This is a genomic window from Algoriphagus sp. (assembly GCF_024305035.1).
In the GTDB taxonomy this organism is placed as follows: Bacteria; Bacteroidota; Bacteroidia; order Cytophagales; family Cyclobacteriaceae; genus Algoriphagus.
The window spans coordinates 156385-176124 of sequence record NZ_JAMWZB010000001.1; the positions used below are offsets into that span (position 1 = coordinate 156385).

A 19740-nucleotide genomic window follows, 5' to 3' on the forward strand; every position below is an offset into this window, starting at 1 on the left:
GGCTAGATGTATCGAATTTTGGGTGATTTGCTGCTATTTCTTGAAAACAGTAACCGAAATGGGCTGGCACTCATGGCTATTTCGATTTTGTTTTACCTAGCAGTCTTTCACTTTATTCTTTATATCAAAAACAAGGAAAAGTACTTTTTACATTACAGCATTTACTCCTTGGTCAATGCGGTGGCTTTGATTGGAAGGCCTTACCGAAGTTTTTTAAAGGATATTTATTTTTCTTTTCCCGAATTTTTTAGACTGACCATTACTCCGTTACAATTTATCAGCTTTATTGTCTTCTCTTTTTTCTTGATTGAGATTTTACAACTGAAATCCTACTATCCCAAATTCATCAAATTTTACCTCCGATATACCGTTTTCATTTCCTTGGTTTATTTGGTATTTTTTTTAGGAATTTTTATTTGGGATGGCTACCAATTGATGAGACAGTTTTACTTCTTCGGGTTTATGCCAATCACGTTTGTGTTTATGCTCATTGGAATTTTCCTGATCATCCGAACTGAGGAAAAAGTAAAAGGCCCGATTCTTTGTGGTTTTCTAACCATAGGAATTGCTTCGTTTTTATTTGGGCTACTAGCTGCTGACAGGGGGACTGCCTTTACGGATAAATATTACTACATTTTTTACCTAGGTATTTTGATTGAGAATTTTTTCTTTACCTATGCCTTGGCGTTAAAGCAGCGCGTGATTTTTGACGAAAAAATACGAATTCAAAATGAATTGGTCCTTCGTTATAAAGAGAATGATGATTTGCGAGGTCGATTGAATCGTCAGCTTCAGCATGAAATCATTCAAAAGGAGGAAAAAATAATTGAGCTGGAGTCCGATGCGGAAACTGAGCGGATGAGTCGAATCAAAGCCCTTTACGAGCGTGAAATCACCGAACTTCATTTGCGCTCACTGCGTAGCCAAATGAATCCTCATTTTATTTTCAATGCGCTAAATTCGATTAAAGTTTTTCTCATTGACCAAGAGAAGGATCGAGCAATTTTGTATTTGAACCGCTTTTCCAAATTGATCCGCTTGGTCTTGGAAAGCTCACGAAAAACCAAAATTTCACTCGGAGAGGAGTTAGAGATTGCCCAACTTTATTTAAGCTTGGAATCGATTCGATTTGAAGAAGGAATTGAACTTAAACTGGATATAGCAGAGGATGTCCGGCTCAATGAAATTCCAATTCCACCTTTAGTATTGCAGCCTTTTTTTGAAAATGCAATCTGGCATGGATTAATGACCAAAGTGGGAGAGAAGTGGATTTGTGTTAAGTTAAAAAAGCAGAGGAGTGGTTACCTACTTTCAATTAGGGATAATGGAATCGGTCGGAAGGCTTCTCAACAAATCAATTCCAAGCGCAAGATGAAAAAGGAATCGATCGGGATGAGTTTGTCCAAAGAAAGGCTGGAGCTTTTCAACCAAAACGAGCGGGTTTATTATCATTTTGAAATACTCGACCACAAAGAGGGCCCGATGGGGCACGCTGGTACGGAAGTGATTTTTTCTTTGGAGAGTTGGTACTCTACTTAATTTTCCAGATTTTCAGTTCATCTGGCCCTGTTTTTAGCCTATTGTTACAGTAGTAGGATCATTTGTTACAGGATTTTTATCACGATTTTTTTTTGGCGGCTACCTTGCCTTCCTCATTTACACCAAAATCAAGACGGCTATGAAAGCACATCAATGGATTAGTTATGCCTGTTTTATCTTCTTGATATTTTCCTCTTGTGGGGAAACCAAAACCACCAGTCAAACTGAGCAACTGGGGGAAGTTTTAACCCAAAGTGATGGGGAATCTCAGAATTCCAAAACTTGGCTGATGAGGTTGATGGAAAAGCAGCCTCTATCGCAGGAGGAGTATTTGGAATGGGTACCTGCCACTCTTCAAGGATTTCCTTTGCAATCTAAGGAACCTAAACCGGGATTGAATGGCTTTATCGCATTTTACAGTCATAAAGAAGGAAAGGAGCATCCCGGGTTGCGACTGGAAGTGATCGATGGTGCAGGATATAATCAGTTTCAACACGTCAATGCCGTGTATAAAATGCTAGAAACTGTTCGAAACGAATCTGGAGATGATTTCCGGTCCGAGATCAACGACCACAAAGGTGAGCGAATTCTTTTTGTCAGTAAAACCAGAAAAGGGCGAAAGGATTTTCAACTTGAATACATTCAAAATCAACGGTACCACGTGGGGATTCTTGGCAATCAAGTGGGGCCGGATAAAATCTATGGGGCTTTTGATGAGCTTCAAAACAATCAATTTCCAAACTAACAACTAATGAAAACGCCCAGCTATTTACACCTTATTCTCGGAATTGCTCTTATTGGATTAGAAGCTTGCGAGGGAAATAAAAATTCGAAAAATGACTCCGAACCAACCCCTTCAATTCAAACAAGTTCGGATTCAAAAGCTGAAGAAAGTTCTTCTTCGGTTGCCTCAGGTCCTGTTTCAAAATCGGAACTGCTGGATTGGTTACCCATGAACCATGCGGGATTTACCCGAGAAAAAAATCCATCAACTGAATATGGAGACCTTCCTAGAGTACAAGTCAGGTATGTTCATGATGAAAATCCTCAGAAGCGATTTACCCTAGATGTTTTGGATGGTAAAGGACCTTTGGTTGTGGCAGTGAATGGAATGATTAAAGCAAACTTGGGAGAGGAGTATGATGAGCCCTTGCTCGATGGCTATGCCAAAGTCTATGTTTCTAATGGCATCAAAGCTTTTGAGCGGCATACTCCAGCAGATGGTAAAGCTTTTTTACAGTATGCACTGGATCAACGGTTTTATTTTGATTTTCAGGGAGAGCAAATGAGCCCAGACATTTTTTGGGAATTCCAAAAAATTTTAGATCCTATCTCTCTTTCTCAATGAAACGTTATTTCCTCTGGGGCCTATTGATTTTTTCTGCGCTTTGTTGGGGTACAGCTTGCCAGCGAACCGAGCGTTTCATGGATCGAATAGAACCTCCTGTAAAAGTGATCAATGAATCTCAAAGTCGCCGAGATTCTGGTGGAAATCAAACTGTAACCGAAGGGATTCCTCTGGAAGAAAAAATACCTATTTCCAAAGAAGTATTGAAAAGCTGGGTGCCTGAAACGGTGGGGGACTATTATCGAATTCAATTACTATCAGGTCACCGGGAGGACTCAGGGATTGTTTCTGTTTTGGCGGAATACCAGCATCGTGAATTAAGAGATTTAGGTGTAAAAGTGGAAATAATGGATGGAGCAGGGCAAAATGGTTCCATTTTAATTCAGGCGGCAAAAGATCGTCTCAAGCTGGATATCGAAGAGAACAAAGGGGATAAACAAACCCGGATTTACCTCCGTGAAGGATTGCGAGTTCGGGAATCTGAAAATAAATCTCAGCAGTTTTCAGAGATCGAATTTTTGGATCAAAATCGGTATCTATTCCAAATCAAAGGCTTTGGGCTTAGTTTATCCCAACTTTGGGATTTTTCATCAAATGCAAGTTTTCATCAACCCTAATTACTAAAATCATGAAAAAACATGTTCTAATTTTCGCCATGCTCTTCGGATCCTATTCCCTTTCTGCCCAATCGTTAGAGGGTAGAATTCGGATCGAGGGATTCTCCAATGGTCAGGTTCTCAAAGAAACTGTTCCTGTTGATTTGTTCAAAAGTTTCAAAGAGAACAAATACAAAATCCTGTTTTCGTACAATGCTGATCAGGTAGGAAAGCGAGGCATTGTTCTTTTTGATATGAAAACCACGCTGATCAAAGATGGAAAAACGATCCATCACAGCTCCCGTGGAAATTGGCCCTGGCTTCCCGGAGATATGTATGTGCCGATTGAGGCCTTTGATTTGATCCCAGCCTTACAGAGTGAAGTTTATGAAATGCCCGTTCCCAGGTTAGATTGGCCTAAGTTGGACTCCAATCTTCCAAAGGGGAAGTACACTGTACGACTGGAAATGGTCCCAGTGGGTGAAATCCGAGGATCAGTTTCACCGGTTGAATTCAGCTTTCAAATTGAATGATTTTAACCATTTGATGAAATTGAAAGGTCCTAAATTAATTTTAGGACTTTTTTTTATTCTGAAAGGTCATCTACCCAAAGCTATGATGCATAATTGATAGGATTAGGTGGGATTTTTTCATCCGAACCTAGGATTAAACAGGAGTTTTACATCGATTTAAATTTTAACCAAAGGTATCAGTTATGAAAAAATCCATTAAAAACCAGATCAATTTTAGTTTGACCAAACTGGTCATTCTAGTGCTTTTTTTAACATTCAGTCTTCAGGGACAGGGACAAATAAACCCACGAACCAAGAAAAAGACGGAATCAAAAATCCCTCTTAAACGAGAACCAAAAACAGCACCCATTAAGCGAGACCCTAAAACTGGAGCTCCTATTTATGAATTACAGCCCATGACTGTCATTACATCAGTGACCCCTATGGATGTATTTGCCACAATTACTGAAGGGAGCCCCACCTCCACCGGGGGAAGGAAAAGTCTAATGGCAATCAACAGCGGTTCACTTAGCGATACGCATAACTCCGATGTACGAAAATTAAGTGATCGGAATACTTCGACCGCTTATTGTACCCGGGAACGACTAAACCTAGAGTCTAAAATTAAGAGATTCGAAGAAATGCCGGTAGGCTCAAGACCGGATTGGTTGAAGCCAGGAATAATTTTAAAGGCAAGAAGTTTTGTCAATGGCTCCTATCAAATCGAGGAAAATTATGATCGATATCCCATAACCATTTCCACGCCAGACCTACGTAATGTAAGTAAGACTTACATTACGATTCCGGATCCCCGGCAAAAATCTAAAATCTCTGAGGCGGAAAATCAGCTGATTTCCCAAAATGCGAGTCCGGTGGCTGCTAATATGAGTTTTAGAATGACCGAGATAAAAAGTCGGGAAGACTTAAGCTTTAAGCTTACCGGTAGGTACTCAGGTGGATTAGGTTCATTTGCAGCTTCGTTAGGTATAGAGGCAGGAACACAGAAAAACTACCATTATTATTTGGTAGAATTTAGCCAATATATGTTTTCACTTGAAGTGGATGGTCTTGATGCGGAGGCTGTTTTCAAAACTTCGGACCCGGTGCCTTATAAAGATTACGTTTATATCTCAAAAGTAGACTATGGGAGAAAAGGAGGGGTGCTCTTTAAAAGTAAACGATCTATACAAGAGTATGGCGCTACAGTAACTGCTAGCTCTGGTTTTTCAGGTATTTCAAAAACAGAATTAAATGCCCTATACAGTCAACTCTATGACAATAGCGAAGTAGAGATCAAAGCATTTATGTATGGAGGTACAAGTTCTAGTGCAGCAAATACCATTGTAGATGTACAGGATGAAGGAATCCCAAATATTGGAAATTGGATTACCTCCCAGCCAGGGAATCACAGATATGCTTTACCCATTGGATTTGAATTAAAAAACCTATGGAATCAGCAAGTGGGTATGGACAATTCGATGATTCAGGAAATTGAAACCTGCGTGGAAAAACGAAATTACCAATTGAAAATGACGTTAACAGATATCCAAAATGTCGATGGTCGAGATGGGGGTGGAGATGACCCAGATGATTACGGGTTGCAAATGGCAGTAGTTCTCAAAGCCCAGGGAAAAGTATTTCAACCCAGCAGTACCCAAATCAACAAATTCCCAGGGGCCCCCTGTGGTTTTGGCGATCCTAGCCGAAACCAAATATCTGGTCCTTACACCTGCTGGATGGGTGGAGGAGTAAATAAGCAACTTCATGTTCGGGAGAATCGAACCTCTCGGGACCCTTTTCAAATCAACAACACCCTTATTTTTGATATTCCATGGGATGCTTACACCGATCCAAAACAGGAAATGAAAATCTACACCTGGTTAAAGGAATATACTGGATCAAATGATAAAGTAATCCACGACAGTTCTATAGGGGTAGAGTTAAGAGAAGTTCTGGATGTTTTGTCTGGAATCAAAGCTTTAAATCCTACCAAAACTTTTCCTGATGGACAAATTGCTCAGGGTGCCTACCGGTTTTCAGATTTTGGAGCTACCCATACTCTTTGGTTGACCAATGTTCCGGATACGGGTGGTAAATACATTCTTGAAGGTCCCATTAAAGCAGGAAATGCAGGTGAAAAAGCAGCTATTTGGGTTCGCTTTGAATTGCTGAATTAATCAAAATCGCCCCTCTGCTTAGTTGGAGGGGTGATGTTACCATTTTTATATCATTTGATACATTATTGATATCCCATTTTTAGCTCAAACGAGAACTTTATCCCATCAAAATTTGAACGACCATGAAAAAATCAATTTTAATCTTGCTGGCGCTGGTTTGCAGTGTCCCGATGGCGGAGGCTCAATTTCTCAAAAATCTTAAAAAAAGAGTTGAGGAACGAACCAAAGAAGTCATTGAATATAAAACTGCCGATAAGGCGGGTCAAATGACTGAAAATGCTTTGGACAAAATCCTTAATCCAAATCTAGAAGGATTGATGAAAGGTGGGGGTAAAGGGAAGCCCGTGGACGTTGCCGAACTCCCTGATACTTATTATTTCGAATACCGCTATGCGATGAAAATGTCCACTTCTGCCGGTGAAATGCAGTTTGATTATTTCCTCAACCCCAATGAGTCCTACCTGGGCTACAAAATGGATATGGGAATGGATTTTTTTTCGATCATCGATGAAGACAGAAAAGTCATTGTGAACTACATCGACGGGAACCCCATCGCCACTTCAATGGATCTTGCCGAAAACATGGATAACCAAGAAGAAGAGTACATGGAAGAATATCAAGATTTTACCCTTACTGAGCTTCCAAACAAGGAGTTTCTGGGCTATGACTGCATCGGCAGGCAAATGGAAAATGAGCAGTACAAGTTCACGGTCTATTTTGCCACTGACATGCCCGCCAATTTTGATAATGTTTTTAAAAACACACAAGGAAATCTTCCTCCAGAGATGCAGCGCTTTGTAGAAGAGCATCAAGGTAGTCTGATGATGTATATGGAGATGGAGGACAAGGAAAACAAAGGCAAAAAAAACGGAAGTGCCACCATGGAATGTGTCGCTTTTGAATCCTATGAATACACAATTTCTAATCGATAAAAACCATGAACTGCAAAAGCAAACTACTACTCTTAGTATTCAGTATTTTCATTTTTTCATGTCAGAAGGAGGATGACATGGAGCCTTTTGACTATGAATATTTTTCCGTCGATGTCACCGGTGATGTCACTGGAAGCATTGTTTACGATGAATCCAAGTATGTAGGGACCGAAGGGGAAACTTTGTTGACCGATGATTTTGATACGTATTTAATGGTTACGGCTACGGAATTTGACCGAACGATGACCCTTAATTTTTATCCGCCGGATGATAACCCTAGAGCGGGGGATGTACTCTCGGTAACGATTAAAGCTCCCGAACTTAAGCCTTGGGCCCAATCCAATGATTATACCACCGCTTACATCAATCAATTGCAGCAATACGATAGCTATGCAATCGTCAGCTATTGGAATGATGCCGAAGAGCGGGATTATGTGTCTTATTATCGATTTGAAAACACCTCCAATTCGGTCATGATCCAAACCGAAGGGGATATGCTTACCGGAGAGGTGGCATCCATGACTTTGGCTACGTTTAACGGCTCTCATCAAATCACCATCAGAGACTTTACTTTCCGAATGAGACCGGGAGATGAAGGATTGACTATGGACTAATTATAAAAACTATGCAAGAATCTAAAGAACATTTAACGGTAGCCTCCTCTCCTGAGGGGAAAACAGAGGCGATCATTGCTTACATCACGGTGATTGGTTTGATTATCGCATTTGTAATGAACAATGAGAAAAAGTATCCCTTTACTAAGTTTCACATCAAGCAATCCTTGGGCTTGGTAGTGGTCGGTTTGGTCCTGGTGATTATTAGTTTGATCCCCATTCTGGGTTGGATTATTTATCTGTTAGGCTTGGTGGTGATGATTTACATGTGGGTGATGGGCTTGATTCACGCCGTAAACGGTCGGATGGAACCAGTCCCCATTTTGGGAGATCGTTTTGAAGAATGGTTTAAAAACTTTTAATCTAATTTTTTAACCATGTCTTATTCCTCAGATCGAAGAGAATTTTTCAAGAAACTGGCTTTTTTTGGGTTAGTGTCATCTACAGGGGGCTGGTTGGCCTCCTGTGATGACGCTGAGCTTCGTCCCGAAAATCTGGAGGGAGGAGTTTTTCAGGTTTGGCGCGAGATGCAACAGCTGATCCAAACTAGTCCATCCTGTCTGATTGAAGCTTACCAACGAGTTAAAGAGGGTAGGGATCCCAAACAGATGTTAGCATTTGTAAGAGATTCTATCTTTTTGATTCCCGCTAATGAAGCTTCATTAAGGGGAATGGGTACGGCGATGCGTGCAGGGATTAGAGGGGTTTTGAGGGATGGATTCGCTACCCCAAGGGAAAAAGCAGAGGTTTTAAGGCAACTTCTCGAGGAGTCAGGAATTCAGGCTGAGGTCGTTTTTGAGCGAACTGATTTTGATGAGAAAATGGTTAAGTCCTTGTTTTTTCGGCCTAATGAAAATCAAATTTTACCAGACTTGAACCAGGGTCAATATGAGCGATGGATGAATATGCTGGAGCTTTCCGAATCAGACCTTCAGGAGCTCACTTTTATTAATGCTGATCAGAAGGATGCTGAAAAATTGGCCGATCGACTTTGGGATCTCATTCCTGAGAAAGAAAAGATCCGGTTTCATGATTTTGATTTTCGTTGGGATGATTCCCGATGTCCCGCTGTTCAGTTTCAATGGGAAAATAAAACCCTAATTGCCCATCTCTTTGATCCGGACATTCCATTTGGGGAAGCTTTTAATGCCGGAAGCCCCGTCAGAAGTGCTGATCCTGCGGAATATGTTTTGGATCAGGTCGAGCTTAGTTTGAGCTATCGAGACAATATAGAACCAACAGAAGATAAAATTCTTTTAACCAAAAATTATGAGGCTAAAGATCTGATTGGGAGGCAGCTGCATTTAGGTTTTTTTCATGGATTGGACTGGATGGAGCAGGCAAGTACCACTTTTAAGCAGGTTCGGATATTTTCACCTGCCTTGAGTATAGAGAGTCCCGATCTTTCCCAAGAGGAAAAAGTAGGATTGTCGCAACTTGGGGAAACATTTACCCTGGAGGGTCAGAAAATCCAGGTTGATGAAAAAGCAAAAACTATTCGAGTCAACGGTTTTCCAATCGATTGGGTAGAGGAATCTACCAGGGTTAAGGATGTCGCACAATTAACATTAAAAATTACTGCGGGGCTTCCCTCTATGGTAAAAATGGAGATTTGGCCGACCAATGAACACGGAAAACGGGTAGAGGGTTTGATGGCCTCTAATTTTACTTTTTGGGAAAATGACCTTCCGTTCAGCCCTTTAATGGAGTCCAATGAAACAGCTCCTAAAGTGTTGATCCTTTACGATACCTCGTTGAGTATGCCTCTTGAATATCGTAACGAGGGGATGGAAGCGTTTTTGGAAAAATTGGAGGTGGGAATCCGGCAGGATTTCCCTAAAGCTTCGGTGACTAGTTGGGCCACCGATTCATCTTTGTATCAATGGCTCCGCAAAGCCAGTCAAACATCCTTTGACTTGATCCTTTTTGCCACCGATGGGGATAATAAGGATGAGCTGAAAGATGGAGATTTGGAAGCTTTTCGAGCAGGTCCACCGGTGATTGTTTTGGATGTATTTAATTCGACTCGAGAAAGCAGTCAGGAGGTTTTCGAAAATTTGGCCGTCTCCAGTGAAGGCAACATAATTAATGCTCAGGACCAAGGAGTCGCCCAGCAGGAGATTTTGGAGCAGCTTTCATTATTGGAGTTGCCTGCTTATGTATTCACGTTCCATGGTTCACTTCAATCGGAAACCAATGAAATTAAGGTTTCTGTTGACAACGATCGAGTTAGTACCCGTGAAACTTATCAATTTAAATTTAGGGAAGAATCCCAAACGATTGGCCCAAAAGTGATTGGGATTTATTTGAAAATAAAAATCGGGAATCACATAACTGAGCGAGTCTTGGCAGGTTGGGATCCGGTGATCGGGGAAGAGGTCCAGATTGGGAAAAAACACTCCGATGAGGTTCGCAACCTGCTTTTTGGTTCGGTCATCATCGGTGTGGAAGGGCAGGGACCCACTTTTGCCAATGCCTTGAATGAATTACTGGAATATAGGCTGAGCAAACAGCCCTGGATGGATGCAGTCAAAGCGGAAAATCTCGATCTGGCGCTGGAAGCAGTGGAAAAGTCTAGTTGGACTTATGATCCCCTGATGATTCATCTTTTGGCACCTTTACCGGATCAAGTTACAGAGGATTCCTTGATTTTTGCCAGCGGGATTCGAATGGTCATCGTCAAGCGATCCACGGGAATCAATCAAGAATTTTCAGAAGATGCAGTAGATATTTTACCGACTGCAAATTTTGTGACGATATCAGAGGACTTGGAGAAAAGTTTTCGGATAAATCTTAAAAAGACTGTTCATTTAGCGTTGTTGGAAGGAGCATTTTTTGAACAAAGTACCTTAAATCTTTTGAATGGTGCTGATTTAATCAGTAACGAAGAAGCCAAAAATGAGAATTGGTTTGAGGAGCAACTTCAGAATGGCCCGCATGCTAACTTCATCAAGCAATATTGGAGCCGTGCGGGTTCGGAATTGAAGATTTTTGGAAGGGAGCTAGACACCTTGGCTTTTTGGCAAATTGATAAGAAGACTGGAGAGCTCCTGGGTATTTTGCCAGATCAAACCGGTGGTGGAAAGCGAAAAGTTTACACCCGCTACGACGATATTAATATGGTTTTAAGGGCCTATACACGTCATTTTAAACAAAATCCAGGACGGAGTATTGGCTTAATTGGGTATCAATTGATTCTCATTAAGCTGTACGCAATCGCATCCCATGCCATCCAAACCATGGATACGAGTAATTTGGAGCAAGACGTACTTCAGGCTTTGCAGATGGATGCATGTGATGCTGCCCGATGGATTCACGGAGGAATGACCGGCCAACCTGAGGAAGTCATGGGGGGACTCAGTAAACTCATTGGAATGATGGACAAAATGGGTAATTATTTACCCTGTTAAATAAACTTTAATACTAAAACTAATGAAAAAACTACTTGGAATCTTGACAATTGGACTGATGTCCATGACCGTACAAACTGCTCACCAAACCACTCAACCCGTGGTGGGAACAGTAGAGGGATTTGATAAACTTCCCGAGATGAAGTTGGCTTTGTTTACGCTGGGAGCGGATTTTCCCATTGAGATTGGAACGGTAAACAAGGGAGGGGACTTTTCGATAGATCTGTCTCAAGCAACATTACCCGCAGACATGGCTGAAGAGGATATGGCGGTATTTTTTGGAGGACTACATACGGCTTTTGATGGTGCATTTTCCAGAGATGATTTTGGGTTGTTGGCAGATGTAATAGCGCTAAAAAATCCTTATATCTCCATTATGGCCAGTAGAAATCGCTGGGCAGGAAATGTATTTCCGGTGACCAGTGAAGAAGTGAAGAATTGGTTAGAAGACTCAGCCTACAACAATGCGGTGATTGGATCTTATTTAAATATTATTTATGTGGAAGAACCAATTACCCTGGATTATTCTGCCAGCTCAAAAATGCCCTATCAAGGAGAGGAGATTCTTCAGGAATATCAATTTAAATTGACTTTGGAGCCGGGTTTTAATTGGGTGCAATACGACATCGAGGAAGTGTATGAAACTGATCCGAAGATTAGGGGATCTTTTCCATCCAAGATCACCATACGAAATATGGATGACTCGAGTCAATTTCGCTGGATCGGGAAGTTTTTTTAAATCATGACACGAACCGGAACTATGAAAAAGTCACTTTTAATAAACGTTATCACAGTACTATTCTTCTCAATACAACAGCTAGCAAATTCCCAGACTCATTTTAACAGAAATATTCCCAATGAAGCACATACCCAAATAGGGAAGCTGATTTCAGCAGGGATAAATACGGTGGGGTTTGCTCCCAATGGCGGGTGGGTAGTTGCCACTCAGGATGGAAAAAGTTTTTCCAGAAACATCCCCCAGGAATGCTATGAGAAGATCCAGGAATTTCAGAAACTCGGTCATGAAATAAAACATGTGGCTTTTCCACCCAAGGGCGGGAATAGTTGGATAATTGTGACCAACAAAACTACCTTTTCAAGAAATATTCCCGATGAGGCTCATCAGCAAATACAATCTCTTCAAAATCGAGGGAAAAAAATCAGAAAAGTGGTATTTCCTTCTTCTGTTCGGACAGAAAATTCTTGGGTGATTCTGGCAGAAGACGGGACTTTTTTTGCACGAAATATTGATGATGAATGCTATCAAATTTTAACTAACCTTTCCCAATCGCCTGTACCGGGAAAATCTGCCACCCGGAAAATTCATCATCTAGAATTTACCCCTTCTGGAGGGTGGTTGGTGATTGCAGATGATTACCATTTTGCTCGAAATATTGATAATGAAGCATTTAAACAAATGAATACGATGCGTGGGAACAAGGAGCGACTTGATTTGGTCATGTTTACTCCTACTGGAGGATGGTCGATCATTTCGAATGGAAGAATCAATCAAATTCCTTCAGATCCCATCCGAAATTTCGAAAATTCAGTGAGTCCTGATATTTGGAAAAAAATGAGGGAGCTAAATGTTCCTGGGGTAAGTATTGCAGTGGTGATGAATAACCAAATTGTTTGGTCAACTGGCTACGGATTCTTGAAAAATGGGGACAAGACCCATGCGGTGCACTCCGAATCCATGTTTCAAGCGGCCTCTGTAAGTAAAGTGGTAGCGGCTGTGGGTGGGGTAAAACTAACCGAGGACTTTTCAATTGAGCTGGATGAAGATATTCAAGATTCATTCACGAATTATCAAGTACCGGTTAACAGTGGTTTGAAAAATTTTACAGCTGATGACATTACCCTAGAGGGAATTTTGAATCACAGAAGTGGGATAGATGGTGCTGACGTCTCTTTGCCAGGAATTCGGGTTTTTGATCCTTTACAGGGTGGCGGATATTCAGGATATGCCCAAAGCATTCCAGCATCTAGACTTCCAAACTTAACCCAAATTTTAGAAGGTGATAATCCCGCAAATAGCGAAAAGATTACGATTGCCTACCAAGCTGATACGGCTAGAAGGGATTACTATTCTGGACCCGGATTTACTGTCTTACAAAAATTAACCGCTGACCTTACTCGTAGCCCATATGAACGATGGATGAAGTCAACTATCTTAAATCCAATGGGTATGCAAAAAAGTGCCTTTACAGTATCTCCAGAAAATAGTTACAAAACTGAAGAACTCACCTGGGGCTACAATAAGGGAAATGTGCGAAACCGCTACCCTGAGTTTGCTGCTGCAGGCCTTTATACCAATGCCAAAGAATTGGCTAACCTGTTACTAACCATCAATAATGGAGGGGTTTACAAGGGACGACCTGTCATTACCAAGGAGCATGCTTTAAAAATACAAAATGGGCTCGGTACTAATACAAGGGATCCAAGTATAAATGCAAATAACGAATATTACTGCCATGGTGGAGTAAACAATGGGTACCGAAGTTTTATAATTGGTTTTCCGACTATCAATGATCCAGACCGAAGGATTTCTAGTGCAGGAATTGTGGTCTTAACCAATGGAAGTAATACCAATTTCCGCTATGAGTTAGCCAATGCAATTATCGAGGCATATGGCTGGTAAAATTTTAACCAATTTCTAACTACTGTACTAATGAAATCGAGCATGACGTATCCGTCTCACACCGGGATGATTGTAAAATGTGTGAGATTCCATGTGACCTTTGAAAATCAATTATAACCCCATAAAATCGAGCATGACTAAAAATTCACACACTGATATGACTATCGATTCCGCTAGATTCCATGTGGCCGTTATAGAAAAAATATAAACACATGAAAAATAAGATAAATAATCTGTTTGTCTGGAATCGAACGGTCCTTTCGATAAAACTTCTTCCAGTCCTTTTACTCATTCTAGTTCCTTCTTTTTTCAATTCAACGGAGGATTCTAGTTCAGAAAAACAAACTACTGCTGCCATAGATCGCATTGTAGAAGAAGAAATGATTTATGGGAACTTGGTAGGTGTAGCTGTTGCTGTGGTACAAAATGGACGTACCATTCACCAAAAAACCTATGGCTATAGGGATGTAGAAAATCGAACCCCTTTCCGGAATACAGATTTATTTCGATGGGCGTCCATTTCAAAAGTTGTGACTGCTGTGGCTATTCATAAATTGGTTGAGGATGGAGCGATTGATCTTAGTGACCGGGTTTCGGATCTGGTTGATTATTGGCCCACAAGAGATAATAAAAACTTGATCACCGTAGAGCATCTTTTGTCCCATAGAAGTGGAATCAGGCATTATCAACAATATAATAGGAATAATTATACTGGAGATGCGGATGAGGCCTATGATGCAGAAGAGGGGGTAGAGGTGTTTAGCTCAGGTTCATTGGCTTTTACACCGGGGACTCAATTTCGGTATTCAACTTTTGGTACGAGTTTATTGGGAGCTGTTATTGACCAGCAGGGGGGTGGTTTTGATGCTTATATTAATGCTCATATCAAAGATAAACTAGGTTTGAGCTCCCTGACCTATAATTCTAACCGTCAAATGACCGGTTACAATAAATTCTGTGATGATATGCTGACTGAAACAGATGGGAGTGATGTCATTTGGAAGGTTCCTGGAGGTGGTTTTTTATCCACGATAGATGATCTGCGAAAATTCATGGTTGGCTTGATGAATGATGACCTTTTGGCCAATACAGAAGACCTATGGAGCAGAACGTTTACTAATAATAACAACTACTCCTTAGGATTAAGGCGAGTCCAATTAGGTTCTGAATTATTTGTTGAACATGGAGGTGCTCATGACGATATGCGAACCAAAATGATTTTTAGTACCGAGGCAGATAATGGGATTGTTATTGCAGTCAATGGTGGAGCATATGCTTCTCGAACTAGAGATAATATCATTAATAGGATTTTTAGGGCTACAGGAATTAGTAACCGGGCTTTTGAAACTGAACCTTTCCATTTTTCAGATACCGATAATAGGAATACCAACAATCCATGCAACGAACCAATTGTCGCGGTGTGGCATTTGGGAGATCAGAATACCATTTTAAGGAGGGGATATAGCACCAAATCATTTGGTGATGAATGGAGATTACTTAGAGATGCCGGGTATGTCTGTGTGGACTTTGAAACCTACATGCATAATGATAAACGCGTTTGGGATGGGATTTTCAAAAAGCAGAGCCAAAGACAAGCGATGTGGCGAAACTTTGATTCGGAGGGGTTCAATCAAAAATGGCAGGAAATGAGTAAACAAGGGTATCGATTAGTGGATCTGGAAACCTACATGGAAGGATCAAAAAGACTTTATGCAGGATTGTTTTTGCCAGGCAAAGGAAAGTATGCACTCTATCGCGGATTTTCCCCTGATGAATTTGGTAAAAAGAGGGAAGAATTAGGAAAGTCAGGGTATAAGTTAATTGATATCGAAGTGTACTATTCGAATGGGCAACAAAAATGGTGCGGGGTATGGGTGGAAGGAAATGATGGGTTACTCAACAGAAATTATGAATCCTCAGGGTTTCAGAAATTGGTTTCCGCTCGAATAAAGGAGGGTTGGAATCTAATTGATGTTGAAACATACATGGATGGTCGAACTAGAAAATGGGCAGGAATCTGGGATAAAACCAACCTTAAGCAAGAGGTGAACTATCGAGTTCAGCATGATTCTCTATTCTCTGTAGACTTAAATAGAAAAATTAAGGATCGAATGGTCTTAACCGATTTCCAGCGATATTGATATGAGAACGAAACTAAATTACAATTTCTGGCAGCTACTCCTTTTACTTCCTCTTCTGATATTTTCTTGCACTGAACGATCAGAAAATTCGAATGAATTTACTGATCATGAAAGTGAAATTCAGCCGGCAGGAAATGCAAAATACCCCTATTATATTCGTGCAAAAGTAGACGGAGAGTTAAGGGAATTTACTAACCCGGATATGCTCTATATTATGGTGGGAAGTTATATCCCAGGAATCTTCGAGGCCAGCATTATAGGAGGTGAGCTTAATGAGGAAGATAACGGAAGCCCTGAAGGATTCAATATTGCCATCAAAGACGATCAGGAAATTCGGGTGGGTAGCTATAATTTTTTGGAGCCTTTCGAATCTACTGGATACGGACTTCGGGGGGCTAGTTTAGGCTACTACACGCAAAGCAACAGTAAAACTTATGTTTCTGATGTTGATGAAGAAGACCCTACTTTCGAATTAACCGAGCTTACTGAAAAGGAGGCGAAAGGAACTTTCTCCGGTCGGGTATATGATATGATTACCAAAGAATCGGTGTTGATCAGCGAAGGAGAATTTTATCTGGAGCGGATAAATTGATCCACTGTGTTTTCTAATTCTTTAAGGGATAGTTCAATTAACTGTGCCTAGGTTTAAGTTTATATTTCAAAGGGGAAGCAGAGGAGGCCGTAGGCCGACGAAGCTTCCCCTTTGAAAACTAATTTATTTGTGATACTCTCTCCGGGTACATCTCCATGATTTCCCGTTGTATGGAAGCCCATCCGAACGCTTTTCTTTTCCATGACTTTTCGTTTTTGTTGATTGATAAATAGAGCTGTTTTAACAGCGCCGTTTCAGATACCCAGGCTGCCTTACTTTTTATCAGTTTTCTCATGATCCGGTGAAGGGCTTCCACAGGATTGGTCGTATAGATCATTTTGCGCATGGATAGGGGAAAATCCAAAAAAGCCATCAGCTCAAGCCAGTTTTCCGTCTATTGTTTTACAATGTATTTGTATTTCTTGCCCCACGTGGCTTCAAAGGCCGACAGGGCTGTCTTTGCACCCTCTTCAGTAGTGGAGGTGTAAATTTGACGTAAGTCCTTAACAACGGCCTTGCGGTCGACTTCATCCACATATTTCAGCGAATTTCGCATTTGGTGGACAATACATTTTTGGACAATCGAAGAAGGAAAAACTTCTTGAATCTGCTCGGAAAATCCCTGCAGATCATCCGTACAGATCACCAAAATATCCGCTACTCCCCTGGCTTTCAGATCTTCCATTACCATTCCCCATTTCCTGGCCCCTTCTCCACCCGTGTTGATGTAGAGCCCTAAGACATCCCTGTTCCCTTCCCAATCCACAGAATATACCGTGTAGAAAGCACTACTCGTGTATTTACCATCCTGACGCACTTTGAAGTGTATCGCATCCAGATAGACTACCGGATAAAAGCTCTGAAGGCTTCTTGAACGCCATTCCTGAATCTCCGGCAATACCTTGTCGGTAATCTGTGAAATCCGGCCTGCAGAGATACTCACCCCGTAAATATCCTCCAGAAGACGCCTTACGTCCTCGACCGAATTCCCTTGGGCATACAAGGCTAAAATCTGGTCATCCACACCGCTGTTCAGTACCCGCTCACGTTTCCCTATCAGCTCAGGCTCAAAGTCCCCCTGCCGGTCACGGGGCGTCGAAATATCCAAGGAACCCGCATCGCTCAGCACTCGCTTGGAAGTCCTTCCATTCCGCTTATTCACATGACCAGAGGCACGCTCTTCGTTGAGAAAACTCTCAATCTCCCCATCAAGCATAACATTGACCATCTGCTGCAAAATTTCACTAAATGGACTCTCTTTCCCAAGCAATCCCTGCTTGCTGTAAAGTCGCTCTTTTAACCGTTCGCTCATTTTGGGATCTTTCAGTAAATCCTCAAGTGTCTGTTTCTTCTTCATTTATTGCTAAGTTAGCAGACACACTTAATTGAACAGTCTCTTCTTTAAGGCCTCAGGATATTTTCTGGGGCTTTTTTTATCCCCATTACATGCAAAAACAGCTGGTTATGTTACAATTCTGATATCATACGTTACAGGATTTATACTTGAATGGAAGGTTTTTCTTGAATTTTATCAAGATTTAAAATCCAGCTTATTATGAAATTAATTTTAAAATCTCCTGTCTCCAAAAACTCCGGTATTTGTTTTTTAAATTTTGAATTCCGTGAAAATCTATTTTTAAGAATGAGAATTCTTATGATTTTTATTGCTTCTTTTTCATTGCAACTAACATCTTTCGGGCAGGCTCCAACTTTACCTTCTACTGATTTTGGATCAAGAAGTATTGATGGTGATCGATTTATTGTTTCCTACACCAGTGGTGATGGACAAAATAGGATAATTATTGCAAGTGAAAGTCCTATCACTGCGGTACCATCGGATGGTACGGATTATATAGCAGGCAATTTTGGACTAGGAAACGAAATTTCTCCAGGGCAGTTTGTCGTGTACAAAGGAAATGCAAGCTCTACCTGGCTTTACGGGTTTTATCATTCGACTACCTATTATTTAAAAATATTTGAATATAACGGGTCAAATTTTACTACCGAATATTTAACAGATGAATTTTTAGAAGGTACAGTTTCTACCCTTACTGGACCTACAGTTCAGGCAAGCGGTTTGACTTTCAGCAATGTGACGGGGAATTCGATGTCGCTAAACTGGACGCCGGGAGACGGTACTTCGCGAATGATCGTGGCCCGGGAGGGTGCGCCTGTAGATGCTGAGCCTGAAGATCTGTCCAGCTATGGCGGGAGCAGTTCGTTCGGAAATGGTGTGCAGATCAGCCCGGGGAATTATGTAATTTATAACGGTGCAGGGAGTAGTATGAATCTGACGAATCTGTCTCCCAACAAGACCTACCATTTTTCGATTTTCGAATACAACGGGAGTAGTGGAAAAATTTACTTGCGTCCAGGAGCTGCGGGGAGTCAACTGACAGCATCAGCACCGTCGGTACCAGCGACTAATTTTTTCACACGAAGTGTTGATGGAAACCGGTTTATCTACGAGTTTACCCGCGGAAATGGCACCAGAAGGATTGTAATTGCGAAGAAGGGAAGTGCGGTGACAGCTATCCCCTCAGATGGTCAAACCTACTCGGCCAATGATGTGTTTGGTTCGGGGAATGAGATTTCCCCGGGTGAATACGTGGTACATAATGGCACCTCAAATGCGATGTGGCTTTATGGCTTGGAGCCGGGTACTACGTATCATTTTGCGGTATTTGAATACAATGGAGTAGATGCAGAGACTTTTTACCTCACCGATCCTTATTTGACCGGTACGGGGAGTACCCTTACAGGTCCCACGGTTCAGTCGAGTAATCTGACTTTCAGCAATGTGACGGGGAATTCGATGTCGCTAAACTGGACGCCGGGAGACGGTACTTCGCGAATGATCGTGGCCCGGGAGGGTGCGCCTGTAGATGCCGAGCCTGAAGATCTGTCCAGCTATGGCGGGAGCAGTTCGTTCGGAAATGGTGTGCAGATCAGCCCGGGGAATTATGTAATTTACAACGGTGCAGGGAGTAGTATGAATCTGACGAATCTGTCTCCCAACAAGACCTACCATTTTTCGATTTTCGAATACAACGGGAGTAGTGGAAAAATTTACTTGCGTCCAGGAGCTGCGGGGAGTCAACTGACAGCATCAGCACCGTCGGTACCAGCGACTAATTTTTTCACACGAAGTGTTGATGGAAACCGGTTTATCTACGAGTTTACCCGCGGAAATGGCACCAGAAGGATTGTAATTGCGAAGAAGGAAAGTGCGGTGACC

General features: G+C 41.6%; 14 protein-coding genes and 2 pseudogenes. 15 read left to right on the forward strand and 1 reads right to left on the reverse strand.

Annotated features, from left to right (window positions below; genetic code table 11):
• Nucleotides 1-6 precede the first annotated feature (6 nt).
• The 14 genes from Q0L00_RS00695 (at nt 7) to Q0L00_RS00760 (ending at nt 16502) form a co-directional block, all read left to right on the forward strand.
• Nucleotides 7-1539 carry a histidine kinase gene (locus tag Q0L00_RS00695; protein ID WP_297334930.1) on the forward strand — a complete coding sequence of 511 codons (1533 nt, stop codon included), beginning with the start codon at nt 7-9 and terminating at the stop codon, nt 1537-1539.
• A gap of 139 nt (nt 1540-1678) precedes the next feature.
• Nucleotides 1679-2284 carry a hypothetical protein gene (locus Q0L00_RS00700; protein WP_297334931.1) on the forward strand — a complete coding sequence of 202 codons (606 nt, stop codon included), beginning with the start codon at nt 1679-1681 and terminating at the stop codon, nt 2282-2284.
• A 6-nt stretch (nt 2285-2290) separates the two neighbouring features.
• Nucleotides 2291-2887, forward strand: a complete 597-nt coding sequence (locus Q0L00_RS00705) for a hypothetical protein (protein ID WP_297334932.1) — start codon at nt 2291-2293, stop codon at nt 2885-2887.
• Nucleotides 2884-3504 carry a hypothetical protein gene (locus Q0L00_RS00710; protein WP_297334933.1) on the forward strand — a complete coding sequence of 207 codons (621 nt, stop codon included), beginning with the start codon at nt 2884-2886 and terminating at the stop codon, nt 3502-3504. The genes Q0L00_RS00705 and Q0L00_RS00710 overlap by 4 nt, the downstream gene beginning before the upstream one ends.
• 11 nt (nt 3505-3515) lie before the next feature.
• Complete coding sequence (locus tag Q0L00_RS00715; protein WP_297334934.1) at nt 3516-4016, forward strand: hypothetical protein; 501 nt, start codon at nt 3516-3518, stop codon at nt 4014-4016.
• Between the two features lie 182 nt (nt 4017-4198).
• Complete coding sequence (locus tag Q0L00_RS00720; RefSeq protein WP_297334935.1) at nt 4199-6172, forward strand: thiol-activated cytolysin family protein; 1974 nt, start codon at nt 4199-4201, stop codon at nt 6170-6172.
• A 122-nt stretch (nt 6173-6294) separates the two neighbouring features.
• Nucleotides 6295-7104: a hypothetical protein gene (locus Q0L00_RS00725; RefSeq protein ID WP_297334936.1), complete on the forward strand. Its 810-nt coding sequence runs from the start codon at nt 6295-6297 to the stop codon at nt 7102-7104.
• A 5-nt stretch (nt 7105-7109) separates the two neighbouring features.
• On the forward strand, nt 7110-7718 hold the full coding sequence (locus Q0L00_RS00730) for a hypothetical protein (protein WP_297334937.1): 609 nt from the start codon (nt 7110-7112) through the stop codon (nt 7716-7718).
• Nucleotides 7719-7729: 11 nt separating this feature from the next.
• Nucleotides 7730-8080, forward strand: coding sequence for a hypothetical protein (locus tag Q0L00_RS00735; protein WP_297334938.1), 351 nt, complete (start codon nt 7730-7732; stop codon nt 8078-8080).
• A 15-nt stretch (nt 8081-8095) separates the two neighbouring features.
• Entirely contained in the window at nt 8096-11128 is a 3033-nt protein-coding gene (locus tag Q0L00_RS00740) for a hypothetical protein (RefSeq protein ID WP_297334939.1), read from the forward strand.
• Between the two features lie 22 nt (nt 11129-11150).
• Nucleotides 11151-11867: a hypothetical protein gene (locus tag Q0L00_RS00745; protein WP_297334940.1), complete on the forward strand. Its 717-nt coding sequence runs from the start codon at nt 11151-11153 to the stop codon at nt 11865-11867.
• 21 nt (nt 11868-11888) lie between these two features.
• Entirely contained in the window at nt 11889-13769 is a 1881-nt protein-coding gene (locus Q0L00_RS00750; RefSeq protein WP_297334941.1) for a serine hydrolase domain-containing protein, read from the forward strand.
• Nucleotides 13770-13981: 212 nt separating this feature from the next.
• Nucleotides 13982-15910 (forward strand): serine hydrolase, encoded by a 1929-nt coding sequence (locus tag Q0L00_RS00755; protein WP_297334942.1) that lies wholly within the window; start codon nt 13982-13984, stop codon nt 15908-15910.
• Nucleotide 15911: 1 nt separating this feature from the next.
• Nucleotides 15912-16502, forward strand: coding sequence for a hypothetical protein (locus Q0L00_RS00760; RefSeq protein WP_297334943.1), 591 nt, complete (start codon nt 15912-15914; stop codon nt 16500-16502).
• A 118-nt stretch (nt 16503-16620) separates the two neighbouring features.
• On the opposite strand, the pseudogene Q0L00_RS00765 reads toward Q0L00_RS00760, so the two are convergent.
• Nucleotides 16621-17859: pseudogene (locus Q0L00_RS00765) on the reverse strand (IS256 family transposase).
• A 285-nt stretch (nt 17860-18144) separates the two neighbouring features.
• On the opposite strand from Q0L00_RS00765, the pseudogene Q0L00_RS00770 reads away from it, so the two are divergent.
• Nucleotides 18145-19740, forward strand: a pseudogene (locus Q0L00_RS00770) (hypothetical protein); the annotation flags it as partial.